Source organism: Stenotrophomonas sp. C-A (genome assembly GCF_054030835.1).
Window position 1 is genome coordinate 3588388 of record NZ_CM132916.1, and the last position, 23923, is coordinate 3612310.

General features: G+C 67.5%; 19 protein-coding genes and 1 tRNA gene. 13 read left to right on the plus strand and 7 right to left on the minus strand.

Translation table 11 applies throughout. The features are described from left to right. Positions 1–34 precede the first annotated feature (34 nt). Positions 35–2134, plus strand: coding sequence for a glycosyltransferase (locus tag ACW5IY_RS16805; RefSeq protein ID WP_049435375.1), 2100 nt, complete (start codon positions 35–37; stop codon positions 2132–2134). Here ACW5IY_RS16805 and ACW5IY_RS16810 read toward each other — a convergent pair. Both ACW5IY_RS16810 and ACW5IY_RS16815 read right to left on the minus strand, forming a co-directional pair. Next, positions 2131–3696: a hypothetical protein gene (locus ACW5IY_RS16810; protein ID WP_049435377.1), complete on the minus strand. Its 1566-nt coding sequence runs from the start codon at positions 3694–3696 to the stop codon at positions 2131–2133. The two genes, ACW5IY_RS16805 and ACW5IY_RS16810, sit on opposite strands and share 4 nt — an antisense overlap. 30 nt (positions 3697–3726) lie before the next feature. After that, on the minus strand, positions 3727–5883 hold the full coding sequence (locus ACW5IY_RS16815; RefSeq protein ID WP_019336379.1) for a RelA/SpoT family protein: 2157 nt from the start codon (positions 5881–5883) through the stop codon (positions 3727–3729). A gap of 130 nt (positions 5884–6013) precedes the next feature. Here ACW5IY_RS16815 and ACW5IY_RS16820 point away from each other — a divergent pair, with 130 nt between their 5' ends. Next, entirely contained in the window at positions 6014–6550 is a 537-nt protein-coding gene (locus ACW5IY_RS16820; protein WP_010481716.1) for a hypothetical protein, read from the plus strand. A 53-nt stretch (positions 6551–6603) separates the two neighbouring features. On the opposite strand, the gene hrpA is transcribed toward ACW5IY_RS16820, so the two are convergent. Beyond that, positions 6604–10686, minus strand: a complete 4083-nt coding sequence (hrpA, locus tag ACW5IY_RS16825) for an ATP-dependent RNA helicase HrpA (protein WP_049435380.1) — start codon at positions 10684–10686, stop codon at positions 6604–6606. A gap of 86 nt (positions 10687–10772) precedes the next feature. Here hrpA and ACW5IY_RS16830 point away from each other — a divergent pair, with 86 nt between their 5' ends. The 6 genes from ACW5IY_RS16830 to ACW5IY_RS16855 all read left to right on the plus strand — a co-directional run bounded on the left by ACW5IY_RS16830 (position 10773) and on the right by ACW5IY_RS16855 (position 17719). Then, positions 10773–11321, plus strand: a complete 549-nt coding sequence (locus ACW5IY_RS16830; RefSeq protein ID WP_006439098.1) for a Dps family protein — start codon at positions 10773–10775, stop codon at positions 11319–11321. A 558-nt stretch (positions 11322–11879) separates the two neighbouring features. Further along, positions 11880–13685, plus strand: coding sequence for a DNA helicase RecQ (recQ, locus tag ACW5IY_RS16835; protein ID WP_049435661.1), 1806 nt, complete (start codon positions 11880–11882; stop codon positions 13683–13685). A 153-nt stretch (positions 13686–13838) separates the two neighbouring features. Next, positions 13839–14219 carry a CopL family metal-binding regulatory protein gene (locus tag ACW5IY_RS16840; protein WP_049435662.1) on the plus strand — a complete coding sequence of 127 codons (381 nt, stop codon included), beginning with the start codon at positions 13839–13841 and terminating at the stop codon, positions 14217–14219. Between the two features lie 75 nt (positions 14220–14294). Beyond that, a complete protein-coding gene (locus tag ACW5IY_RS16845) occupies positions 14295–16103 on the plus strand; it encodes a copper resistance system multicopper oxidase (RefSeq protein WP_049435663.1) in 1809 nt (602 codons plus the stop codon). Then, entirely contained in the window at positions 16100–17125 is a 1026-nt protein-coding gene (locus ACW5IY_RS16850) for a copper resistance protein B (RefSeq protein ID WP_049486736.1), read from the plus strand. Before ACW5IY_RS16845 ends, ACW5IY_RS16850 begins: the two co-directional genes overlap by 4 nt. Positions 17126–17206: 81 nt before the next feature. Then, positions 17207–17719 carry a GNAT family N-acetyltransferase gene (locus ACW5IY_RS16855; RefSeq protein ID WP_010481707.1) on the plus strand — a complete coding sequence of 171 codons (513 nt, stop codon included), beginning with the start codon at positions 17207–17209 and terminating at the stop codon, positions 17717–17719. Between the two features lie 78 nt (positions 17720–17797). Here ACW5IY_RS16855 and ACW5IY_RS16860 read toward each other — a convergent pair whose 3' ends face one another. Beyond that, positions 17798–18118, minus strand: a complete 321-nt coding sequence (locus ACW5IY_RS16860; protein ID WP_010481706.1) for a TFIIB-type zinc ribbon-containing protein — start codon at positions 18116–18118, stop codon at positions 17798–17800. 149 nt (positions 18119–18267) lie between these two features. On the opposite strand from ACW5IY_RS16860, the gene ACW5IY_RS16865 reads away from it, so the two are divergent. After that, complete coding sequence (locus tag ACW5IY_RS16865) at positions 18268–19047, plus strand: CPBP family glutamic-type intramembrane protease (RefSeq protein ID WP_049435666.1); 780 nt, start codon at positions 18268–18270, stop codon at positions 19045–19047. Between the two features lie 83 nt (positions 19048–19130). Then, positions 19131–19553 carry a response regulator gene (locus ACW5IY_RS16870; protein ID WP_049435667.1) on the plus strand — a complete coding sequence of 141 codons (423 nt, stop codon included), beginning with the start codon at positions 19131–19133 and terminating at the stop codon, positions 19551–19553. A 66-nt stretch (positions 19554–19619) separates the two neighbouring features. Here the strand turns inward: ACW5IY_RS16870 and ACW5IY_RS16875 are convergent, their stop codons facing one another. Continuing rightward, positions 19620–20555 (minus strand): alpha/beta hydrolase, encoded by a 936-nt coding sequence (locus ACW5IY_RS16875; protein WP_049435668.1) that lies wholly within the window; start codon positions 20553–20555, stop codon positions 19620–19622. Positions 20556–20639: 84 nt separating this feature from the next. After that, positions 20640–21482 carry an alpha/beta hydrolase gene (locus tag ACW5IY_RS16880; protein WP_049435669.1) on the minus strand — a complete coding sequence of 281 codons (843 nt, stop codon included), beginning with the start codon at positions 21480–21482 and terminating at the stop codon, positions 20640–20642. Between the two features lie 282 nt (positions 21483–21764). Here ACW5IY_RS16880 and ACW5IY_RS16885 point away from each other — a divergent pair, with 282 nt between their 5' ends. Next, positions 21765–22055 carry a hypothetical protein gene (locus ACW5IY_RS16885; RefSeq protein ID WP_239682887.1) on the plus strand — a complete coding sequence of 97 codons (291 nt, stop codon included), beginning with the start codon at positions 21765–21767 and terminating at the stop codon, positions 22053–22055. A 78-nt stretch (positions 22056–22133) separates the two neighbouring features. Then, positions 22134–22451, plus strand: a complete 318-nt coding sequence (locus tag ACW5IY_RS16890) for a hypothetical protein (RefSeq protein ID WP_010481695.1) — start codon at positions 22134–22136, stop codon at positions 22449–22451. 76 nt (positions 22452–22527) lie between these two features. Here the strand turns inward: ACW5IY_RS16890 and ACW5IY_RS16895 are convergent. Then, positions 22528–22603 (minus strand) — tRNA-Lys (locus ACW5IY_RS16895). Positions 22604–22781: 178 nt separating this feature from the next. On the opposite strand from ACW5IY_RS16895, the gene ACW5IY_RS16900 reads away from it, so the two are divergent. Next, a complete protein-coding gene (locus tag ACW5IY_RS16900) occupies positions 22782–23738 on the plus strand; it encodes a DUF2268 domain-containing putative Zn-dependent protease (RefSeq protein WP_049435670.1) in 957 nt (318 codons plus the stop codon). The last annotated feature ends 185 nt before the right edge of the window (positions 23739–23923 follow it).

Below are 23923 nucleotides of genomic sequence, written 5' to 3' on the forward strand. Positions count from 1 at the left end.
CGGGTTCCCCTGCTTAAGCTGGAGTTGCAACCGGATGGCGATGTCCCTGGCCGAGATCCGATACCTGATCAACCGCCTCACGGGCCTGGCCCGCCGGAGCCTGGCCAGCCTGCGTACCCGTGGGTGGCGGGCGACCTGGCAGCGTATCCGCGTGCATACCCAGCGCGCCGTTCCCGCGCCGCGAACGCCACTGTTCCTGCCGCCGGCACAGGATTTCGCCCCCTTCACGGTGCCGTTCAGCGAGACGCCGGAAGTGAGCATCGTCATCCCGGTCTACAACCACGCCGGCCACACCCTGGCCTGCCTGCGCGCCCTGGCGGCACATCCGCCGCTGGCCGCGTGCGAGATCCTGGTAGTGGATGACGGCAGCAGCGACGCCACCGTGCAGTGGATGCCGCAGGTAGCCGGACTGCGCTACGAAGTGCGCGAGCAAAACGGCGGCTTCATCGAGGCCTGCAACGATGGCGTGTCGCGCGCACGCGGCCGCTACGTGGTGCTGCTCAACAATGATACGGTGCCGCAGCCGGGCTGGCTCGACGCTCTGCTGGACACGTTCGCCAGCACGCCCGGCGCCGGCCTGGTCGGCAGCCAGCTGCTGTACCCGGATGGCCGCCTGCAGGAATCAGGGGGGGTGATCTTCGCCAACGGCAGCGGCTGGAGCTACGGCCGTTTCGAGGCGGCGGACGACCCGCGTTATGCCAGCCTGCGCGACGTCGACTACTGCTCCGGTGCGGCGCTGATGCTGCCGCGTGCCCTCTGGCAGCAGCTGGACGGCTTCGATACCCGCTACAAGCCGGCCTACTACGAGGACACCGACCTGGCCTTCCGCGTGCGTGCACAGGGCCTGCGCGTGCTGGTTCAGCCGGCCAGCCGGGTGATCCACGACGAGGGCACCAGCAACGGCACCGACACCGGCAGTGGGGTGAAGGCCTACCAGGTGCGCAACCAGGCCATCTTTGCCGCCCGCTGGGCCACCGAGCTGGCCCGCCATCCGGCGGTGGGCGAAGTGCCGTCACCGGCGCTGCTGCTGCGTGGCCGACGCCAGGTGCTGATCCTGGACGAGGAAGTACCGCAACCGGATCGCGATTCCGCGTCACTGCGCCAGGTGAACCTGATCCGCCTGCTGCTGCAGGGCGGCGCTCATGTGGTGTTTGTTCCCACCCGCCGCGAACATGGCGGTGCCGCCACCGAAGCACTGCAGCGGATGGGCGTGGAAGTCTGGTATGCACCGTTCCTCGATGGCGTCGCCAGCTGGCTGCGAACGCACGGTGCACGCTTCCATGTGGCGCTGCTGGTCCGCCACCATGTCGCCCACGAGTGCCTGCCGCTGCTGGAGCGCTATGCGCCACAGGCACGCACCGTGTTCGACACCGTGGACCTGCACTACCTGCGCGAACGCCGTGGTGCCGAAGTCGCCGGTGATGCCGGGCTGCTGCGCGCCGCCGAGCGTACCCGCGCCAGCGAGCTGGCGGTGATGGAGCAGTGCGACGTCACCGTGCTGGTCAGTGCCGCCGAGCGCGAGCAGCTGCAGGCCGACGCCCCGTCCGTGCAGGTGGAACTGATCTCCAACCTGCACGACGTCGCCGGCGCCGGCAGGCCGTTCGAACAGCGCCATGATCTGGTGTTTGTCGGCGGCTTCCGCCATCCGCCGAACCTGGATGCCATGGAGTGGTTCATCGGCGAAGTCTTCGCCGGCATCCGCGCCCGTCTGCCCGATGTACGCCTGCACTGCATCGGTGCCGCCACACCCGATTCGCTGCTGGCATTGGCCGCACGCCAGCCCGGCGTGCAGATGCACGGTTTCGTCGAGGACATCACGCCCTACATGGACGGCGCACGCATTTCCATCGCGCCGCTGCGCTTCGGTGCCGGCGTGAAAGGCAAGATCAACCTGAGCATGGCCCATGGCCAGCCGGTGGTAGGTACCACCTGCGCCGTGGAAGGGATGCACCTGCGCCCGGGCCAGGACGTGCTGGTGGCCGATGATGCGGCGGGCTTCGCCGATGCGGTGGTCCGCCTGTACCAGGATCCGCAGCTGTGGCAGCAGCTGTCCGATGCCGGCCTGGCCAACATCGCAGAGCACTTCTCGCTGGACGCTGCCCGGGCAACCGTGCAGCGGGTGTTCTTTACCTAATCCGGGCGCCCGCCTGCGCGGCGCAGGCGGTCTTCGAACGCTGGCAGCTCGGCCAGGTCCGGCTGCAGCAAACGGGCCTGTCCGGCGGCATGCGCCGCGAAAGCCAGGTCGCCGTTGCCGAGCCGTTCGCTGCCGATCGCCAGCCAGCGCTGGGCCAGGCGCAGGCGTGCCGAGGGAAGTCCGGCCGCGGTCGGCGACAGGGTCTGCCAGGCCTGCAGGCAGGCACCTGCGGCCTGCACGCGGTTCTGCCGCAGGTTGTCGTCGAAGCAGCGGCGACTGGCGGGCAGCAGCCGCGCTGCGGCAGCCTTCACCCGTGCATCGCGTGGCGCCAGTGACTGTGCTTCGCGCAACGCGTCGAACGCACTGTGGCCGGGGGGGCTGATCCATTGCCCGGCACGTTCGGCGCGCTCGATCCTGCGCAGGTGGTCGCGCAGGTGGCGCTCGCGCTGCGTGTTGCTGACCGCCGGCTGCTGCAGCGCCTTCTGCGCCTGTTGTGCACGCTGCAGGCGTTGCGCGAGCTGCTGTTGCGCGGCCGGCGAAGCGCCCAGCGCTTCCGCCAGCGCGGCATCGGCCTGCGCCGCCTCGAACTGGAAGTCGTCGGCCTGCTTCTGGCTGCGTACCAGCACTGCCTGCAAGGTCTGTTCGCGGCCGCGCTGGGCACTGGAATCATCAACCGCCACTGCCAGCACGGCGAGGAATCCCTTCGCTGCCGATTCCAGCTGCCGCCGCTGCAAGGCGCGCTGGGCCTGGCGCAGGCGCTGGTCGACAGCCTGTGCCAATGCTTCCTGGCTTGCGGGCAGATCGGCGTGGCCGGCATCGAACTGGCGCGCACGCTGCAGTATCGTCGCTGCCTCGGCCAGCTCGCCGCGCCCGGCCAGGATACGGGCCTGCTGCAGCAGATCGCTCAGTGCGTCCTCGCGACCTTCCAGCGCCGGCAGATTGTCCGGCTGCAATGCCAGGATGCGCTGGAACAGGGGCAGCGCGCTGCTGTCACCTTCGTCCAGCCGGCCCGCTGCAAAGGCGTTGCGCGCCTGCGCCAGCAGTGCACCGATGCCGGCGCCTGCACTGCGCCGGGCCTGCAGCTGGCGAGCCACGGCGTCCGCTTCGCCCTGCGGCACCTGCAGTTCCCGGGCCAGTGCCAGCGCCTGCGCGCTGCCCTCGAGGTCGTTGGCCTGCAGTTTTTCGCTGGCCTGCTGCAGGGCCGCGGCGCCGGTACGGGCCAGGCCTTCGCGGGCCTGCGGACGATCGCCATCCAGCGCCAGCACGGCCTGGTAGCGCTCGCGCGCGCCACTGCCGTCGGCCGCGCTCAACCGGCCGGTGGCAAGCGCGCGGTCACCTTCGGCCAGCAACTGTTCGATCTGCGGCTCATCCCAGAACCAGTCGGCCAATGGCTTGCGCAGCAGCACCAGCAGCACGAACACCGCCAGCGCCGCGACCAGCGCCCAGCGCCACACCCGGCGCGCGTGGCGTGCCTGCAGCCACCACCAACGGCCTTCGCGGCGGACGCGGTCCAGCGCAGGATGTTCAGCGCCATGCGGGCGATGCGGGGGCTCGCGTTCCATGCGTGCAGGGTAGCCGGGGCAGCGTGAAGCTCAGCCGAGGCGACGCGCCTCGCTCACGCCGGGCAGCGCGTCCAGCTTGCCCAGCAGGGTCGACAGCTGGCCGTAGTCACTGACTTTCAGGCGCAGGCGCAGATGGGCACGGCCACTGTTGCGCACGTTGTCACTGTGGATGTCGAGCACGTAGGCGTCTTCCTGGGCGATCAGGTTGGTGATGTCCTTCAGCAGCCAGCGGCGGTCGACCGCAGTGACCACCACGTCCACTTCGTAGCCGCCGCCGGCCTGGCCCCACTCCACCGGCAGGATGCGCTGCGGGCTGGTGGCTGCCAGCCGGGCCAGCGCGGCACAGTCTGCACGATGCACGGTGACACCACGGCTACGGGTCAGGTAGCCGACGATCGGCTCGCCAGCCACCGGCTGGCAGCAGCGTGCCAGCTGCACCAGCAGGTTGCCTACGCCCTGCACGGTGAACTTGGACTTGCCCAGGTTCTCGCGGCGCGCGGTCGGCCGCGGCAGGGTCGGCGCGGGCGCCGGCTGGCTCGCTGCACGTTCGGCTTCCAGCAGGGTACGGCTGACCTGGTTCGGGCCGGTATCGCCCAGCGCCACCTGGATGTAGAGGTCGTCAACGCTGTCGGCATGGAACTTCTTCGCCGCCACCGCCAGATCCGAGTGCTGCAGGCCCAGACGCTTCAACTCGCGCTCAAGCAGTTCGCGCCCGGCCTGCACGTTGCGCGCGCGGTCCAGCTTGTGGAACCAGCTGCGTACCTTTTCGCGCGAGCGGTTGCTGGCCAGGAAGCCGTTGGCCGGCATCAGCCAGTCGCGGCGGGGGTCGGCCTCCTTGCCGGTCAGGATCTCGACGCGGTCGCCGCTGCGCAGGCGATAGGTCAGCGGCACGATGCGACCGTTGACCTTGGCGCCCCTGCAGCGGTGGCCCACCATGGTGTGCACCTGGTAGGCGAAATCGAGCGGCGTGGCGCCCTGCGGCAGATCCAGCACCTCATCCTTCGGGCTCAGTGCATAGACCCGGTCTTCGGTCAGCTCGGCGTCGAGCGCCCCGGCCAGCTCATTGCCCTGCCCGTCCTGCGCCTGCTCCAGCAGCTGGCGCATCCAGGTGATCTTGCGGTCGAAGGACTTCTCCGCGCCCTTGCCACCTTCCTTGTACTTCCAGTGCGCGGCCACGCCCAGCTCGGCCTGCGAATGCATTTCGTGGGTACGGATCTGCACTTCGATGGTGCGGCCTTCCGGGCCGACCACGGCGGTGTGCAGCGAGCGGTAGTCGTTCGCCTTGGGCCGGGCGATGTAATCGTCGAACTCGCTCGGCACCGGTGCCCACAGTGCATGCACCACGCCCAGCGCGGCGTAGCAGGCGGCGACGTCATCGACCATGACGCGCACCGCGCGGATGTCGTACAGCTGGTCGAACGCCAACCGCTTCTTCTGCATCTTCCGCCAGATGCTGTAGATGTGCTTTGGGCGGCCGCTGACCTCGGCCTTGATGCCCTGCGCGACCAACTCGCGCGACAGCACCTTCTTGACGTTCTCGACGTAACGCTCGCGGGCGATGCGGGTTTCGTCCACCTCCCGCGCAATACGCCGGTAGGTCTCCGGTTCCAGGTGGCGGAACGCCAGGTCCTCCAGCTCCCACTTCAGCTGCCAGATGCCCAGGCGGTTGGCCAATGGCGCGTGGATGTCGCGTGTCAGCTGTGCCAGGGCGCGACGTTGCTCGTCATCCAGCTTGTCGGCCGCGCGCATCCGCGCCAGCTGCCGGGCCAGCAGGATGGGCACCACGCGCAGGTCGCGGATGATCGCCAGCAGCAGGCGGCGCAGGCCTTCGCTGTTGCGCCCGGCCTCGCGGCCGGCATGCAGCGCCCACACCGGGTCGGCGGCGTCCTGGCCATCCAGCAGGCCGATCACCGCGGCCTTGTGGTTGCCCAGCGGCAGTTGCTCCAGGCTGGCGCGCAGGCCCGGCAGGTCGAACAGCAGGGCCGCGACCACCGCGCCTTCGTCGGCGGAGAGCATCGCCAGTGCGTCGAGGGTGTCACCCAGCACCGACCAGCTGGCGCGCATCTGGTGGTCGCATTCCGGCGCTTCCCAGTGCCCGCGCAGGGCCTGGCGCAGCGGAGCAGGCAGCACGGCTGCCGAGGGACGGTTCAACAAGGCATCCAGGCCGGGGACGGAAGCGCGGTTCACAGCATCGAGCAGGCAAGACAGAGGCCTCTACACTAGCGCCGGCGCCGTTCAGGGACAATCACCGCGGCCACCATCACCCGGCATGAAGACATGCCGCTACACTCGCGGGCAAACCCAGGAGAGTCCCGACATGTCCTCGATCGCCCCGCGTTTCCGCCTACGGCTGCTGGCCTGTGCCGCACTGTTGCTGTCCCTGTCGGCGCCTGCGCTGGCCCAGCGCGTGGTGGAGGGGGACCTGCAGCAGCAGATGTCACCGGCCGAGTTCAAGGCTGCTGGCCTGGACAAGCTCAGCGCGCAGGAACTGGCCACGCTGAACCGCTGGCTGCAGGGCAAGGTCGAAGCGGCCACCACCCAGGCGGTTGCCGCCGTACGGGAATCGGCGCGCGAGGAAGGCCGTCAGGAAGTGATCGTGAAGAATCGCGGCTTCTTCGATTTCGGCAGCAGCGAGCCGATTGTCGGTGTGCTGCAGGGCGAATTCCGCGGCTTCGGCAAAGGCCGCGTCTACGTGCTGGACAACGGCCAGGAATGGGAACAGACCGATGCAAGCACCCTGGCCGGTGTGCGCAAGCAGTCCCCCGCCGTCAGCATCAAGCCCGGCGTGATGGGCGTGTGGTACCTGAAGGTCGACGGCGTGAACACCCAGCCGAAGGTCCGCCGTACCAAGTAACGCCGTGACCTGGCTGTGGAGCCGAGCGTGGGCTCGGCTCCACAGCAACGACGTCACGCCTGGCGCAATGCGGTCACCCGCTGTGCCAGCTTCTTCGCCGAGATGCCGGTGCGTGCCCCCAGCTCCTGCGCGAACAGTGACACCCGCAGCTCTTCCAGATCCCAGCGCAGCGCCTGCCATTGCGGGCGCTCGCGCAGTCCCTGCCGCTCTCCCACTTCCAGCGCTTCCAGGAACGGGTGCAGTTCCAGCATGCGCGCCTGGTCACGTGGCGGATCACGCTTGGCACGCTCGGTTCGCAGGATCATCGCTTTCAGATAGCGCGGGTACTGCGCCAGCGCGTCAGCCGGCGTGTCGCGCAGGAAGCCGGGATGGATCAGGCCGGCCAGCTGCGCTTCCATGTCGTCCAGGTTGCCGCGCGCCCAGCCCATCAACGGCGCTTCCAGCATCGGCTTCAGTTCCGCCACCAGGGCCAGGATGGTTTCGGCCAGTTTCAGCCGCGACATCGCCTCACCGAACAGGGCCTTGGCCGCATGCTCGCGTCGCTGCTCGAAGGTCGCCGCATCGCGGATGTCTTCCAGGCCCTCGGCCAGCACTGCGTTCATCGCTGCATCGACCAGGTCGCCGCGCAGGCGCTCCTGCGATTCGATCGCGGCATACAGCAGGCCGGTCTTGGCACCGACCGGCAGCTGCTTGCGCGCCTGCTTCACCTTCTCGGCCAAGGCGATTTCCAGCAGGCGGCGCACGCCGAGCGGATGGGCCTCCAGCGCCTGCTGGCGGTCGGCGAAGATGCGCAGCGCCACGCTGTCGCCCTCGTCCAGCAATGCCGGATAGGCCGGCACGCCCGCTTCACCGGGCACCTGCAGCGGAATCGGCGTGGCCGGGAACGTACGCAGGCCATCGGCCGCCATCTCGCGGCCGGCGCGTGCAGCGAACGCATCGCCGGCACGACCGCCGAACTTGGCGCGCAGTGCATCCAGATCGCGCGAGGTCGCCAGCACCTTGCCCTGCTCGTCGCGCAGCCGCAGGTTCATGTGCAGGTGCGGTTCGATCGAACCGGGCTCGAAATCGAGCGCGGTCACCGTGGCGCCGGTTGCGCGTGACAGGAAGCGCGCCAGTTCGCCGGTGATGGCATCGGCGCTGGGCTGCGGGAACGCCTCGTAGAACGCGCGGCCGAAATCCGGTGCCGGCACGTAGTTGCGACGCATCGCCTTGGGCAGGCTGCGGATCAATGCCGAGGCCTTGTCGGCGACGAAGCCCGGCGCCAACCAGCCCAGCTGCACCGGGTCCAACGCGTTGAGCAGGTGCAGCGGCACATCCAGGGTCACGCCGTCATCGTCTGCACCCGGCTCGAAGCGGTAGTGCAACGGCAACCGCGCCTGGCCCAGCGCCAGGTACTTCGGGTAGCGCTCCTGCTCGCTGCCTTCGCCGGGCAGCAGGTCGGCCAGCGACCAGTGCAGGGTCTTGCGCTGTTCCGGCGCCAGCCCCTTCCACCAGGAATCCAGGCCCGCGGCCGAATGGATCTGCGGCGGCACCCGGTCCAGGTACCAGCGCGCCTGCCAGTCCTCGTCGGCGACGATGCCGGCGCGGCGCAGCTTGGCTTCTTCCTCGCGAGCGGTCTCCAGCACTTTCTGGTTGTCGGCCACGAAGCTGGCGCGGGTGTTGATCTCGCCGGTCACCAATGCCTGGCGCACGAAGATGTCATGTGCCTCGCCCGGTGCGATGCGGCCGTAGTGCACCGGCTTCTTCGGCGCCAGCACCAGGCCGAACAGGCTGATCTGCTCGGACGCCAGCACCTGTCCCTGCGCGCGCGACCAGTGCGGATCGAAGTGCTTGCGCAGCAGCAGGTGCGGCAGTTCGGCGATCACCCAGTCCGGCTCGATCGCGGCCAGGGTCATGCCCCACACCTTCTGCGTATCCAGCAGGTTGGCCACCAGCAGCCACGGCGGCGGCCGCTTGGACAGCGCCGAACCCGGGAACGGCAGGAAGCGGCGCTGGCGTGGTGCCTGGAAATCACCCTTCTCGGTACGGTGGCCGATCTGCGTCGGCAGGCCCGCCACCAGCGCGCGGTGCAGGGTCTGGTAGGCGGCGGCGCGCACGCGTTCGCTGAAACCGCCGCCAACCGGCGCCTGCTCCTTCTGCGCGCGCACGGCCACCGGCGCCGGTGCGGCCTCGGTCTTGCCTTCGCGGGCCAGGCGCGCGGCGCGGTGCAGCTGGCCACGGGTGGCCTTCACTGCGGCGGCATCGTCACGCGCTGGCGCCGGCGCGCTGCTGCCGGCCAGCAACGGCGCCATCGACGCCTCGTTGGCCTCTTCCTTCCAGCCCAGTTCCTCGCACAGCAGGCGCAGCTGGCGGTGCAGCTCGCGCCACTCGCGCATGCGCAGGAAGCCGAGGAAATGACGGCCGCACCAGTCGCGCAGCTTGGACTGGGTCAGATCTTCATGGGCCTGCCGATAGGCATCCCAGAGGCGCAGCACACCGACGAACTCGGAACGTCCATCGGCGAACTGCGCATGCGCGCTGTCGGCTGCACCGCGGGCTTCGGGCGGGCGTTCGCGCGGGTCCTGGATGCCCAGGAACGAGGCGATCACCAGCATCGGGCGCAGGCAGCCGGCGGCCTGCGCGGCGACCAGCATGCGCGCCAGCTTCACGTCCACCGGCAGGCGCGCCATCTGCTTGCCGATGGTGGTCATGCGCCGCTCGGCATCGATAGCGCCCAGTTCGGTCAGTTGCTGCCAGCCATCGGCTACCGCGCGCTCGTCCGGTGCTTCCAGGAACGGGAATTCCTCGATGCGGCCCAGGCCCAACTGCAGCATGCGCAGGATCACCCCGGCCAGGCTGGAACGGCGGATTTCCGGATCGGTGAACTCCGGCCGCGCCTGGAAATCGGCCTCGGCGTACAGGCGGTAGCAGATGCCCTCGGCGATACGACCGCAGCGGCCCTTGCGCTGGTTGGCGCTGGCCTGCGAGATCGGCTCGATGTGCAGGCGGTCCAGCTTGTTGCGCGGGCTGTAGCGCTTGACGCGGGCGAAGCCCGGATCGACCACATAGCGGATGCGCGGCACCGTCAGCGAAGTTTCCGCCACGTTGGTGGCCAGCACGATGCGCCGGTTCGGCCCCGGGTTGAACACCCGATCCTGGTCCTGGTTGGACAGCCGCGCGTACAGCGGCAGCACCTCGGTATTGCGGTACTTGCGCCGTTCCAGCGACTGGTGCGCATCGCGGATCTCGCGCTCGCCCGGCAGGAAGATCAGCACGTCGCCGCGCGCATCCAGGCGGGTAATCTCGTCGATGGCCGACACGATGGCGTCGTTGACGGTGCGTTCGCCCTGGTCTTCGCCTTCGCCTTCCAGCGCGCGGTAGCGCACTTCCACCGGGTAGGTACGGCCTTCGACGCTGATCACCGGCGCATTGTCGAAATGCTGGGCGAAGCGTTCGGTGTCGATGGTGGCCGAGGTCACGATCAGCTTCAGGTCCGGGCGCTTGCGCAGCAGCTGCTTCAGGTAGCCCAGCAGGAAGTCGATGTTGAGGCTGCGTTCGTGCGCCTCGTCGACGATGATCGTGTCGTAGTTCGACAGCCAGCGGTCACTGGCGATCTCCGCCAGCAGGATGCCGTCGGTCATGAACTTGATGCGGCTGTCTTCGCTGACCTTGTCGTTGAAGCGCACCTGGTAGCCGACCAGCTGGCCCAGTTCGCTCTGCAGTTCCTGCGCCACGCGGCTGGCCACCGCACGTGCGGCAATCCGTCGCGGCTGGGTGCAGCCGATCATGCCGGCCTGGCCACGGCCTGCGGCCAGGCACAGTTTCGGCAGCTGGGTGGTCTTGCCCGAGCCGGTTTCACCGGCGATCACCACCACCTGGTGGTCGCGGATCAGCCCGATGATGGCGTCGGCTTCACGCGCAATCGGCAGCTGCGGGTCCAGAGTAATGGACGGCTGCTGCTGCGCCCGCAACTGCCGGCGCTGCACCGACGCCTGCAAGGCCTGCTCGAAGGTGGCGGCCAGTGCCGCATCCTGTGGCTTGGCCTGGCACCGCGAGAGCATCCCCAGCAAACGGCCCCGGTCGCGGCTCATGGCGCCGTCGATGGCGGCGCGCTGTTGGCGCAGGCGGGGCGATGGATTTTTATCGATAGAGTTCATCAATCGGTTCGTTCAAAACTTTGAAAGCGACCAGTCATCACGACCGGTTTATTGTGAAGGCCAACGATTCCACAAGGAGGAACCCCATGGCGAAGACCAAGAGCACGACCAAGGCCAAGACCGGCAAGCAGAAGCTTGCAGCGGCGGCACCGTCGGCGCCGAACATCGATATCGGGATCACCCAGGGCGACCGCAAGAAGATCGCCGACGGTCTGTCGCGCTTCCAGGCCGATGCGTTCACGCTCTACCTGAAGACGCACAACTTCCACTGGAATGTGACCGGGTCGATGTTCAACTCGCTGCACACCATGTTCGAGACGCAGTACACCGAGCAGTGGGCGGCACTGGACGACGTGGCCGAGCGCATCCGCGCGCTGGGCTTCAATGCCCCGGGCTCCTACCGGGAATTCGCTGCGCTGACCTCGATCGCCGAGGAACCGGGCCTGACCGACAGTGCGGACTGGCGTGAAATGGTACGCCAGTTGGTGGTCGCCAACGAAGCGGTCTGCCGTACGGCACGTGAAGTGCTGGACGTGGCAGCCAAGGGTGACGATGCCCCGACCGAGGATCTGATGACCCAGCGGCTGCAGACGCACGAGAAGTACGCCTGGATGCTGCGCTCGCTGCTCCAGTAAGAGTTGGGGGTGGTTCGGCAGGGCTGCGCCCTGCACCCGCAGAGGCCACTGCAACGGCAACGGCCGAAGTAAAAGCTGGTTTCCTGTGGGTTGGCGGGGTGGGTCCGGTTGCGGGGGACGCCGTAAATACGTCCATGTAGGCTCGGTCGCCGCATCCATGCGGCTCACGCCCCCGCAACCGGACCCACCCCGCCTTCGACAGATTTCCGCGATCTGCCTGCCCTTGTAGAGCCGAGCCATGCTCGGCTCTTTTCGTTTCGATCTCGAAATATTCGATTTCGATGGATTTTGATCCACGCATGGCGTGGATGGCCCAACGGTCACCGGGAAACTGTCGGGGGTGGGGCGGTGTGGGCTTGCAGGACCGTTGGCGCCATGGATGGCGCCATCGAGCCCCCATGGACGGGTTTACGGCGTGTCCTGCAAGCCCACACCGCCCCGCCCAATAAGCAGACAGCCCAGAGCCGGCTGTTGCCTTTGACGTTGCACTGGCTTGCAGCAGGTGCAGGGCGCAGCCCTGCCGAACCCCTACCCCTCCCTCCGGGGTAAACTAACCGGATGGCTTCCCGTCCCGCGCACGACCTGCTCCAACGCGTCTTTGGTTACGACTATTTCCGTGGTCCCCAGCAGGACATCGTGGAGCATGTGGCTGCCGGTCACGATGCCCTGGTGCTGATGCCCACCGGCGGTGGCAAGTCGCTCTGCTACCAGGTGCCGGCCCTGCTGCGTGACGGATGTGGCATCGTCATCTCGCCGCTGATCGCGCTGATGCAGGACCAGGTCGAAGCCCTGCGCCAGCTCGGCGTGCGTGCCGAGTACCTGAACTCGACCCTTGACGCCGAGACCGCCAGCCGCGTCGAGCGCGAACTGCTCGCGGGCGAGCTGGACATGCTCTATGTCGCCCCCGAGCGGCTGCTGACCGGCCGCTTCCTGTCGCTGCTGTCACGCAGCCACATCGCCCTGTTCGCCATCGACGAAGCACACTGCGTGTCGCAGTGGGGCCATGACTTCCGCCCCGAATACCGCCAGTTGACCGTGCTGCACGAGCGCTGGCCGCAGATCCCCCGGATCGCGCTGACCGCCACCGCCGACCCGCCGACCCAGCGCGAGATCGCCGAGCGCCTGGACCTTCAGGAAGCACGCCACTTCGTCAGCTCCTTCGACCGCCCCAACATCCGCTACACCGTGGTGCAGAAGGACAATGCCCGCAAGCAGCTGACCGATTTCCTGCGCGGCCACCGTGGCGAGGCCGGCATCGTCTACTGCATGTCACGGCGCAAGGTCGAGGAGACTGCCGAATTCCTCTGCGGCCAAGGCTTCAACGCCCTGCCCTACCATGCCGGCCTGCCGCCGGAAGTGCGCGCTAACAACCAGCGCCGTTTCCTGCGCGAGGACGGCATCGTGATGTGCGCAACCATCGCCTTTGGCATGGGCATCGACAAGCCGGACGTGCGCTTCGTAGCGCACACCGACCTGCCCAAGTCGATGGAAGGCTACTACCAGGAAACCGGGCGCGCCGGCCGTGATGGCGAAGCCGCCGAAGCCTGGCTGTGCTACGGCCTGGGCGACGTGGTGCTGCTCAAGCAGATGATCGAGCAGTCCGAGGCCGGCGAAGAACGCAAGCAGCTGGAGCGGGGCAAGCTCGATCACCTGCTGGGCTACTGCGAATCCATGCAGTGCCGCCGCCAGGTGCTGCTGGCCGGTTTCGGCGAGACCTATCCGCAGCCCTGCGGCAACTGCGACAACTGCCTGACCCCGCCCGCTTCGTGGGATGCCACCATTCCCGCGCAGAAGGCATTGAGCTGCGTCTACCGCAGCGGCCAGCGCTTCGGCGTCGGTCACCTGATCGACGTCCTGCGTGGCAGCGAGAACGAGAAGGTGAAGCAGCAGGGCCACGACAAGCTGAGCACCTATGCGATCGGCCGCGACCTGGATGCACGCACCTGGCGCAGCGTGTTCCGCCAGCTGGTCGCCGCCAGCCTGCTGGAAGTGGACAGCGAGGGCCATGGCGGCCTGCGCCTGACCGATGCCAGCCGCGACGTGCTGACCGGCCGCCGCCAGATCAGCATGCGCCGCGACCCGGCCAGCAGCACCAGCGGACGCGAGCGCAGCGCACAGCGCACCGGGTTGTCGGTACTGCCGCAGGATCTGGCCCTGTTCAACGCCCTGCGCGGCCTGCGTGCCGAACTGGCCCGCGAACAGAACGTGCCGGCCTTCGTGATCTTCCACGACAGCACCCTGCGCAACATCGCCGAGCAACGCCCGACCAGCCTCGACGAACTGGCGCGGGTCGGCGGCATCGGCGGCACCAAGCTGAGCCGCTACGGCCCACGCCTGGTCGAAATCGTTCGCGAAGAAGGCTAGCGGCGGGCCCCTGTAGAGCCGAGCCCACGCTCGGCTGCCTCTGCGCGAACAGCAGCCGAGCGCAGGCTCGGCTCTACATTGATGCTGGTCCAACCTTGAACCGGCCATTCAGCCGGAAGTGCATCCGCGCCCACTTGCAGCTAGATTAACGCCATGTCCCTGGCCTCGACCCTGCTCCGTGTCGTGCTCATGCTCAGCCTGTTGCTCAACGGGCTGAACGCGGCCATGGCCAGTGGTCACGAGGAAATGGGCCGGATGGCCCACGCGGTAGCCGCCCTTGATGGCGGCGATGCCGACTGCCACCACCACGCCGCCATGCAGGCCGACCAGGCCCCGCAGGCCAAGGCCCCCGCGCACGACGCCCACTGCCAGATCAAGGACTGTGTGCGCAGTTGCGCCCAGCACCCGCTGCTGGTGGTGCAGCCGTTGCCGTATCTGGCGGGCCCGGCACTGTCGCTGGCGCCGCAGCCGATGCCGGCCACTGGCCGGCCGGCGCCGCCGCTGCCGCCGATCTCCCGCCCTCCCATCGGCTGATTCCACACACACCGTGCGCCCTGCGCACCGTAGCCGGCCACCTGCCGGCGTCTTTACGTGTCTGGAGTCACCACCATGAATACCCGCATTCCCCCCGGTCCGGGCGCTGTGCCCATGCCGTCGCGCCGCCTGTTCGTGCAGGGCCTGGCCGCCGGTGGCGTGGTTGCCGGCATCGCCGCTGTCGGCGTGCCGCAGCGCGCGCTCGCCGCCGCCACGGCTGCCCCACGCCTGGCCGGCGCCCCCGCCGTGCTCAGCGACACCCGCATCGAATTGGCCATCGGCGAATCGCTGGCCAATTTCACCGGCCGCACCCGCCCGGCGATCACCGTCAACGGCTCGCTGCCCGCGCCGATCCTGCGCTGGCGCGAAGGCCAGACCGTGGACCTGTTCGTGCGCAACACGCTGGGACGCCACCCGACCTCCATCCACTGGCACGGCATCCTGCTGCCGGCCAACATGGACGGCGTGCCGGGCCTGAGCTTCAACGGCATCGGCCCCGGCGAGACCTACCACTACCACTTCCAGCTGAAGCAGTCGGGCACCTACTGGTACCACAGCCACTCGATGTTCCAGGAGCAGGCCGGCCTGTACGGTGCGCTGATCATCGATCCGGCCGAACCGGCGCCGTACCACCACGACCGCGAGCACGTGATCATGCTGTCCGACTGGACCGACATGGACCCGGGCGCGCTGTTCCGGCGCATGAAGAAGCTTGCCGAGCACGACAACTACTACAAGCGCACGCTGCCCGACTTCCTGCGTGACGTGAAGCGCGACGGCTGGTCGGCCGCGCTGTCCGACCGCGGCATGTGGGGCCGGATGCGGATGACGCCGACCGATATCTCCGACATCAACGCGCACACCTACACCTACCTGATGAACGGCACCGCGCCGGCCGGCAACTGGACCGGGCTGTTCCGCAGCGGCGAAAAGGTGCTGCTGCGCTTCATCAATGGCGGGTCGATGACCTATTTCGACGTGCGCATCCCCGGCCTGAAGATGACCGTGGTCGCCGCCGACGGCCAGTACATCCACCCGGTCAGCATCGACGAATTCCGCATTGCTCCCGCCGAAACCTACGACGTGCTGGTCGAACCCACCGGCCAGGACGCCTTCACGATCTTCTGCCAGGACATGGGCCGCACCGGGTACGCCGCCGGCACGCTGGCGGTTCGCCATGGCCTGCAGGCACCGATTCCCGCGCGCGACCCACGCCCGTTGCTGACGATGAGCGACATGGGGCACGACATGGGCAGTGGTGGCCACGGTGGCCACGACATGGCCGCGATGAAGGGCATGGAAGGCGGCTGCGGCGCCAGCATGGGCCACGGCGCCCACGGCGGCGATACCGCCAGCAAGGCACCGAAGCATCCGGCCAGCGAACGCAACAACCCGCTGGTGGACATGCAGAGTTCGGCCACCGAACCGAAGCTGGACGACCCCGGCATCGGCCTGCGCGACAACGGCCGCCAGGTGCTGACCTACGGCGCGATGCGCAGCCTGTTCGAGGATCCTGATGGCCGCGAGCCGAGCCGCGAGATCGAGCTGCACCTGACCGGCCACATGGAGAAATTCTCCTGGTCGTTCGACGGCATCCCGTTCGCCAGCGCCGAGCCGCTGCGGCTGAACTACGGGGAGCGCATGCGCATCGTGCTGGTCAACGACACCATGATGCAGCACCCGATCCACCTGCACGGCGTGTGGAGCGATCTGGAAAACGCACAGGGCGAATTCCAGCTGCGCAAGCACACCATCGACATGCCGCCGGGCACGCGCCGCAGCTATCGCGTGCGCGCCGATGCGCTCGGCCGCTGGGCCTACCACTGCCATCTGCTGTACCACATGGAAGCGGGCATGATGCGCGAAGTGAGGATCGAAGAATGAGCCGCTCACTGCTTTCCCCCAGCCTGCTGGCCCTGGGCCTGGCCGCCGCATTGCCGGTGTTCGCGCAGTCGCACGCGGGCCATGACATGGGCGCGATGAACGCGCCTGCGAAGGCCGCGAAGACGCCGGCCGAACCGGTCGATCATTCGAAGATGGATCATTTGAAGATGGACATGAGTGCGGCGGATCACGCCGGCATGGACCACTCCACGATGGACCACTCCACGATGGACCACTCCACGATGGACCACTCCACGATGGACCACTCGAAGATGGACCATTCGGCGATGGGTCACGGCACGCCCGCACCGACCGAACCCCTCGAACCGATCCCGGTGCCTACCGATGCCGACCGTGCCGCTGCATTCCCGCCCATCGCCCACGGTGCGATGGAGCATGCGCCGGAGATCAACAGCCTGCTGCTGATCGACCGCCTCGAGCATTGGGATGGCAAGAGCAGCAACGGCCAGGCTTGGGAGGCCACGGGCTGGATCGGCGGCAACATCAACCGCCTGTGGCTGCGCACCGATGGCGAACGCAGCCGTGGCCGCACCGAATCATCGTCGCTTGAAGCACTGTATGGCCGCAGCGTGTCGCCGTGGTGGGACGTGCTGGTCGGTGTGCGCCAGGACTTCCGACCGGCCGACTCCCGCACGTGGGCGGCCATCGGCATCCAGGGCCTGGCGCCCTACAAGTTCGAGAGCTCGGCCACGCTGTACATGGGCTCCGGCGGCCAGGTGCTGGCCAAGGCCGAAGTCGAGTACGACGTGCTGCTGACCAACCGTTTGATCCTGCAGCCGCTGCTGGAAGCCACAGTGGCAGCCAAGGATGAACCGGAGTACGGCATCGGCCGTGGCCTGAACAATGTCGAAGCCGGGCTGCGACTGCGCTATGAGTTCAGCCGCCGCTTCGCGCCGTACATCGGCATCAGCCACGAACGCAGTTTCGGCGACACCTCTGACTATGCCGGTGACCACGCGCGCGACACGCGTTGGGTCGCTGGCGTGCGCATGTGGTTCTGAGCAGCGTTACGTGAGCAGTGGCCAGCCCCGGCAGCCGCCGGGGCCGGCTACACTGCGCCACGTTCCAATGCAGGCACCGCCATGTCGTTGCAGATCCGCCGCGCCACCCTCGCCGACGTCGACACGCTTTCGGCGATCGCCATCGCCACCTATACCGAGACCTGGGGCGACTCATATCCGCCGCAGGACCTGCACGATTTCCTGCAGGATCACTACAGCAGCGAACCGCAGCGCATCGAACTGTCCGACCCACGCAGTGCCATCTGGCTGCTGATGGACGGTGACGCCGTGGTCGGCTATCTGGCCGCCGGTGCCAACACCCTGCCGCACACGGATGCATGCGAGGGCGACATCGAACTGAAGCGGTTCTACATTCTGGCTGCACACCAGAACGGCGGCCATGGTGCACGCATGATGGACGCGTTCATGGCCTGGCTGGACCAGCCGCAGCGCCGCACCCTGTGGGTGGGCGTATGGGAAGAAAACTTCGGCGCGCAGCGCTTCTACGCGCGCTATGGGTGCAGCAAGGTCGGCGAGTACGACTTCATCGTCGGCGACACGCATGACCGCGAGCTCATCCTGCGGCGGCCGTGATCACGCGCTCCATGTAGCGTCGAGCCATGCTCGACTATGGCCTGCAACATCCAGTCGAGCATGGCTCGACGCTACAAACTAGAAATCGAACAACTCCGACAGGAAGCTGTCCTTCTTCTTTTTCTTGTAGCCGTGGCTGTACTGCTGGCCCCGGTTGTCCTCGTAGCGCTGGCCCAGATGACGGGTGTCGCGATGCATCACCGGCGGCGGCGCGGCGGCCGGCTGCGACTGCGCCGGGGCGGGCGGCGGTACCGCACTACCCGCACCCGCGCGCTCGATGATCTTGTCCAGCTCGCCACGATCCAGCCAGACACCACGGCAACCAGGGCAATAGTCGATCTCGATGCCATGGCGTTCGGCCATCTGCAGGGTCTGGGTCTTGCACACGGGGCACAGCATTGGCATTGCTCCTGTCGGTCTGGTAGCGACTGTACCTGCGCTGTGATGACTGTGCGGCAACACATGACCGATGGCACAGGGACTTCCGGCGCGTGCCAGCGTGCCCGGCCCCTTCCACACTGCATGCTGGTTCCGCAGGGAGTGCGTGCATGACCGTCCTGTCCCGCCTGCCCAGCGCCGCGCGCCTGCTGCTGGTGCTGTTCGGCGCCGGCGTTGGCCTGAATCTGCGCGACATCGCAGCCGCCGCAGGCACGCCGATTCCCGCCTTGCCCATTGCTTACGGCGGCAGCCTGCTCGACAACGCGCTGGCCGTGCTCGTGGCACTCCTGCTGGCCGCGCTGCTGCGGCCACGCGGGATGGGCCTGATGGCCAGCCTGGGACTGCGCGGCAACGGCTGGGGCGGCCCGTTCTGGGTACTGCTGGCCAGCCTGCCCTGCTGGCTGGGCCTGGCGCTGCTCGGTACGCCGAACAAGGCACTGACCGCACTGGATGCCACCATGCTGGCGGTGCTGTTCCCGCTGGCCGAGGAAGTGCTCTTCCGCGGCCTGGGCTTCGTACTGCTGGTGAAGATCGTGCGCGGCCCTTGGCCATGGCTCGCACTGCCGCAGGCGCTGTTGTTCGGCATGGTGCACTGGCTGGGCTTCGGCGGCTTCGACGGTGGCGGCCTCGCGCTGTTCGTCGGCGCGGTGATCGCCCTGGGCGGCTTCATCTTCGCCTGGCTCGACCACCTCGACGGTGACACCTTGTGGTGCGGCCTGGTCCTGCACGTATCGATGAACCTGGCCTGGAACGTGTTCAGCCTTGATGACGCCGTTGCACTGGGCTGGCAGGCCACCGGCCTGCGCATCGGCACCGCCCTGCTCGCGGTCGCGATCCTGGCCTGGCACGTGCGTCGCCGGCGCCAGACGCGTGTTGTAACGCCCACTTAGCTTGCCGTGCACGCCGGGATCACTACCGGCTTGCGCATACTTGCGCGCCTTTCGCTCCCCCTGTTGTCCGGAGTTGCCGCGTCATGTTGCTGTCCAAGCGCTTTGTGGAACCGCGCGTCCTGCTGATCGAGGACGCCGAGGAAACCCAGGAACTGAGCCGTCTCGCCCTGGAAAGCCAGGCCTGCCAGGTCACCGCTGTCAGCAGCGCCGAGGCCGCACTGGGCCTGCTCAACGCCGGTGAACCGTTCGACCTGCTGTTCACCGACGTCTGCCTGGGCGGCATCAGTGGCATCGAAACTGCCAACCGCGTGCGCGAGCACCTGCCGCAGCTGCCGATCCTGGTCACCTCCGGCATGGACCAGCATCGCGTGCTGACGCAGCTGCGCGCCGGCATCCACTTCCTGCCCAAGCCGTACAGCATGAGCGAGCTGCTCGATGCCATCCGCCTGTGCTTCCGCCACGCCGATGTGGGCGTGTTGACCGGGCCGGATGCACAGGCCGCGTGAGGCATTCATCCACGCATGCGTGGATCTACTGATTTCACTTCTCGTCGGCGTGGATTGAACGGGTCATCAGCCGCCGGTATACGGCCCCTCACCCGGCAACACTTCCAGCAGCGCACGGCTGATCACCCGCGGGTATACCGTCAGGTGGTCCTCACCGTCGATCACCACGTTGTCCACCTTCAGCTCGCGCCCCTTGCGCTCAAGCTGGGCAGTGAAGTCGGCAGTCTGCCGCAGCATGTCGTTCCCGGTTGAGTAACGCGGCCCTGGCTTGTCCGTCTCATAGCTTCCCACCGACAGCAGCACCCGCGTCGGCTGCGCCGGAATCACAGCGGCATCCTGCATCCGCGGCAGCAGAAGGTGGTCGAACCACAACGACGGGCTCGACAGAACATAGGTGCTGAACATGTCCGGCCGGGTCGTCAACACGTAGGCGCCGAACAGAGCACCATAGGAATGACCGGCGAACATGCGCCGGGCGGGATCGGTGCGATAACGTGCATCGACCATCGGCAGCACCTGCGCCGCCAGGAAATCGCGATAGTGCGCGGCACCGCCGTAGGTGACGTCATCACTGTAGTAGCCCTCGGTACGCGCCGGATTACTGGGCGTGTAATCGCGCGATCGACTCTGCTTCGAGGTCAGGCCTTCCTGTGGTGGCAGCCCGACCAGGATGAAATTCTCAATGTTGACGCCCTGCTGTCCCACCAGATTGCGCACGCTGCGCACCAGCGGGAAGCTGTACAACGCATCGGTCACGTACAGCACTGGATAGCGCTTTTCAGGGTGCGCGGCATAGTCGGCCGGCAGCGCCACCCAGATCGGGTAATCGCGCCCCACCGGGTCATGTACGCGCAGCGCTTCGGTGTCCGGCAGCACCACGCCCGGTACGGCAGTGGCCGTGCTTTCCTTCGCGTCACTCTGCGCTGCCGGCGGCGCCACCGACATCGCACAGCCACTCACGGCCAGGCAGGCCGCCACACTCCATCCACGCACACGCTGCATCCACACGCTCCCATTGCGGGCGGCGCACCCAGGTGGCGCCGCTACCGCATCCTCACATGTCGTGTCCTGCAGCGCTACGCCGGGTCAGGGCGTGGCCGGCGGCGGTGCCGGGAACAGCGTGCGCAGCGCCTGCAACGCGGCCGGATGATAGATCGTGGCGTGGGTTTCCTCGGGCAGCGGCAGGTACTTCACCAGCGGCGACGGCGAAGCCTGCTGCAGCAACTCGGCCAGTCGTGCAGTGGATGCGGCCAGCTCCGGCTGCCCACTGCTGGCCAGGAATACTCGCGGCTGCGCACGCGTCACCGCCGGCAGCTGCTTGGCCGCCCCGGCCAGCATTGCACCACGGTTCCACCACAGGCTGGGGTCCAGCGCGATGTAGCTGTTGAACAGTGTCGGTTCCTGCAGCAGCGTTTCGACCACGAACAGGCCAGCCAGCGACTCGCCGATCAACGCGCGTTCGTCGGTAGTCGGGTAGCGCTGGCGCACCTGCGGCATCAGTTCATCGCGCAGGAAGGTGCGGTAGGCCGCCGAGCCACCAATGCGTGGCGCGATCTTCTGGTCCTGCGGGTCGTTGCTGGGGCCGGTCATGTCGCGGCGGCGCTCGGTGTTCTCGATGCCGACCAGCAGGAACGGGCGCATGCTGCCGTTGCCGGTCAGCACCTGCACCAGCCCGGCCACATGCAGGAAGTCCTCGCCGATGCCGCCGTCGGGCATGTAGAGCACCGGCAGCGGCGCCTTCGGGTCCAGGCCCCACGGCTGCGGGCGATAGACATTGATACGGCGGGTCTCGCCCAGCGCCTTCGATTCGATGGTGAAGGTCTCGCCGATGACCAGAGGCGAGGCGGCAGCGGGCGGCGCGGTTTCGGCGGCCATCAGAGGCGCGGCGGAGACAGCGGACAACAACAGCGACAGCACGATCAAGCGCATGGAGCGGCCCATCCTGGGAAAGTGCCGAGCATAACGCCAAGGCCAAGGCGTCGGCCGATTCGGCATGCCTGCACGTATGCTACGGCGCTGCGCGATGCTTGAACTGTATCGGGAAATGACTGCAATCGCGTTTGCTAACATTCATCGTTTCCTACAAGGAGTTGGGACATGGGGGGATTCAGCATTTGGCACTGGATCATTCTTCTGGCGGTCGTCCTGGTCCCGGTCGGCATCGCAGCCGTCATCGCAGCGATTGTTCTCAGGCGAAAGTAGATCTACGCCATGCGTGGATGCGCATTCTGGGGATGCCTCAAGCGCATCCGCGATGGCGACGGCGCCGACGGTCTGCCCTGCCCGGAAACCGATCTGCCGCCCGGGCGGGAACAGGCGATGGCACACGCGGAGCGTGCCGCCGTTGGCATGCTGATCGTGGCGGAAATGCTGCACGCCGCCGAACGCTGCCGGTCGATGGCCACGCCCGACCGCCATCTGGATGAGGGGCTAATCGATGGGTTGTTCTTCGCCTGCCGCGGGCTGGCGGAACTGGTGTGCCGGGATATCCGGCCGGCGTAGCCGCCGTTTCACCCAGATCCGGTCCATACTTGGGACGGACTGGTTGCCAGTCCCTTCGAAACCTACAAGGAGGTTTGCATGTTGAGTGCCCTGCTCATCGCCGCGCTGGCCGCCAGCTCGGCCGCGCCCGTTCCGTATGCCGATTGCCTGCTCGGCAACATCCAGCCCGGGCTGTCTGATCGTGCCGTGCAACTGGTGCAGGAGGCCTGTGCTGCAAAGCATCCGGAGAGCTTCGCCGCAGCAATGGAGCTGGAACGCAGAACCAGTCTGCAGCGGCTCACCTATTTCGAGGCGGCAAGAGCGGAGGCGGCACGTTCTGCGAATGCAGCAGCAACGGCCGCACAGGAGGCTGCTGACGCGGCGGCGGCTAAAGCGAAGACTGCGCGGACGAAGTAGTTGCCGTGGAGAAGCGCAACAAAAAAGGCACCGCATTGCGGTGCCCTTCTGAATGACCTGGGTCATTGGATGCAATTGGTGGGCCGTGAAGGATTCGAACCTTCGACCAAAAGATTAAAAGTCTTCTGCTCTACCGACTGAGCTAACGGCCCATTGCACTGCCCCAGCCTTTCGGCGGGGTGGGCATTCTACCCTACTTTGCCGGGCCGGGTGAAACCCTGGTGCGTCGAGGTTGCCAGCCAGCGGCCGGCACTACCCGATCTGGACCGCCGGCTTAAACCTTCCGGGCCGTCGTCGCATCCCATCTGTGATCCTTCCCCGGAGCCACGGATGCGCCTGCCCCTCTGCCTCGTTGCCGCCCTGCTGCTGCCCTGCGCGGCACTGGCCGCCCCGCCCCAGGTCGTCACCGACGACATCGGCCGCTTCTGGGCCACCTATGACGCGGTGCGCGCCGAGCCAGACGTTGACCGCCAGGTCGCACTCGTGCAGGAGCGCTACATCGATCCAGGCAGCCCCGGCCTGCATGCGCTGATGCAGGTCCGCAACTATACCGCCCGCGAATACGCCGAGGCCATGCGCGCGTGGCCGCGCTTCTGGACGTCGGTTCGGCCGTTGACCGCCAACGCGCAGCAGGCCAGCGCCCCCCTGGAACGGGATCTTTCCAAATTCCGGGCGCTCTACCCGGCTTTGCGTCCGGCCACCATCACCTACGCAGTCGGTGTGCTGCGCACCGGCGGCACCACGCTGGGTGACAAGGTGCTGATCGGTGCCGAGATGGCGCTGGGCGATGAGCGCGTGGACGTGAGCGAACTGCCCGAAAAGATGCGCGACCGGCTACGGATCTTCTACGACAGCCGTCCGGGGGCGAACAACGCGCAGAACAACCTGCACGAGTACGTGCATACCCAGCAGCGCGAGACCACCGGCAGCCTGGCCCAGTACGCGGTACGCGAGGGTGTTGCCGAGTACGTGGCCGAACGACTGAGTGGGCGTCGGCCGGCGCTTCCGCTGTACAGCTACGGACCCGCGCATGAGGCGGACATCCGCACGCGTTTCATTGCAGAGATGGACGGGGGTAACCTCGACAACTGGCTCTACAACAGCGCCCGCAATCCATTCGGGGTGAGTGATGTGGGTTACTACGCCGGGTATCGCATCGCGCAGGATTACATGCGCCAGCAGGCCGATGAGAAGGCGGGGATCGCGCGGATGATCGAGTTGGACTATGCCGATCCGAAGGCGGTGCGGGCGTTTATTGACGCGTCGGGATGGTTGCGGCAGCGGTAGCGCCGGGCCATGCCTTGCGGGCCAGGGAGTGCGAACCAACGGTTCGCACCCACCAGAGTCAGCCCCCCAGTAGCGCCGGACCGTGTCTGGCGGACAGTGCCAACCAAGGTTCGCACCCACCGAGGGAGCGGTTGGCACCCACCAGGTCCATCGGGTTCGCACCCACAGGGAAGCCGGCCAGCGGC

Coding starts and splice junctions, on each gene's coding strand:
- ACW5IY_RS16805 (WP_049435375.1), top strand. CDS start 35: ATGGCGATGTCCCTGGCCGAGATCCGATACCTGATCAACCGCCTCACG.
- ACW5IY_RS16810 (WP_049435377.1), bottom strand. CDS start 3,696: ATGGAACGCGAGCCCCCGCATCGCCCGCATGGCGCTGAACATCCTGCG.
- ACW5IY_RS16820 (WP_010481716.1), top strand. CDS start 6,014: ATGTCCTCGATCGCCCCGCGTTTCCGCCTACGGCTGCTGGCCTGTGCC.
- hrpA (WP_049435380.1), bottom strand. CDS start 10,686: ATGAACTCTATCGATAAAAATCCATCGCCCCGCCTGCGCCAACAGCGC.
- ACW5IY_RS16830 (WP_006439098.1), top strand. CDS start 10,773: ATGGCGAAGACCAAGAGCACGACCAAGGCCAAGACCGGCAAGCAGAAG.
- recQ (WP_049435661.1), top strand. CDS start 11,880: ATGGCTTCCCGTCCCGCGCACGACCTGCTCCAACGCGTCTTTGGTTAC.
- ACW5IY_RS16840 (WP_049435662.1), top strand. CDS start 13,839: ATGTCCCTGGCCTCGACCCTGCTCCGTGTCGTGCTCATGCTCAGCCTG.
- ACW5IY_RS16845 (WP_049435663.1), top strand. CDS start 14,295: ATGAATACCCGCATTCCCCCCGGTCCGGGCGCTGTGCCCATGCCGTCG.
- ACW5IY_RS16850 (WP_049486736.1), top strand. CDS start 16,100: ATGAGCCGCTCACTGCTTTCCCCCAGCCTGCTGGCCCTGGGCCTGGCC.
- ACW5IY_RS16855 (WP_010481707.1), top strand. CDS start 17,207: ATGTCGTTGCAGATCCGCCGCGCCACCCTCGCCGACGTCGACACGCTT.
- ACW5IY_RS16860 (WP_010481706.1), bottom strand. CDS start 18,118: ATGCTGTGCCCCGTGTGCAAGACCCAGACCCTGCAGATGGCCGAACGC.
- ACW5IY_RS16865 (WP_049435666.1), top strand. CDS start 18,268: ATGACCGTCCTGTCCCGCCTGCCCAGCGCCGCGCGCCTGCTGCTGGTG.
- ACW5IY_RS16870 (WP_049435667.1), top strand. CDS start 19,131: ATGTTGCTGTCCAAGCGCTTTGTGGAACCGCGCGTCCTGCTGATCGAG.
- ACW5IY_RS16875 (WP_049435668.1), bottom strand. CDS start 20,555: ATGCAGCGTGTGCGTGGATGGAGTGTGGCGGCCTGCCTGGCCGTGAGT.
- ACW5IY_RS16880 (WP_049435669.1), bottom strand. CDS start 21,482: ATGCGCTTGATCGTGCTGTCGCTGTTGTTGTCCGCTGTCTCCGCCGCG.
- ACW5IY_RS16885 (WP_239682887.1), top strand. CDS start 21,765: ATGCGTGGATGCGCATTCTGGGGATGCCTCAAGCGCATCCGCGATGGC.
- ACW5IY_RS16890 (WP_010481695.1), top strand. CDS start 22,134: ATGTTGAGTGCCCTGCTCATCGCCGCGCTGGCCGCCAGCTCGGCCGCG.
- ACW5IY_RS16900 (WP_049435670.1), top strand. CDS start 22,782: ATGCGCCTGCCCCTCTGCCTCGTTGCCGCCCTGCTGCTGCCCTGCGCG.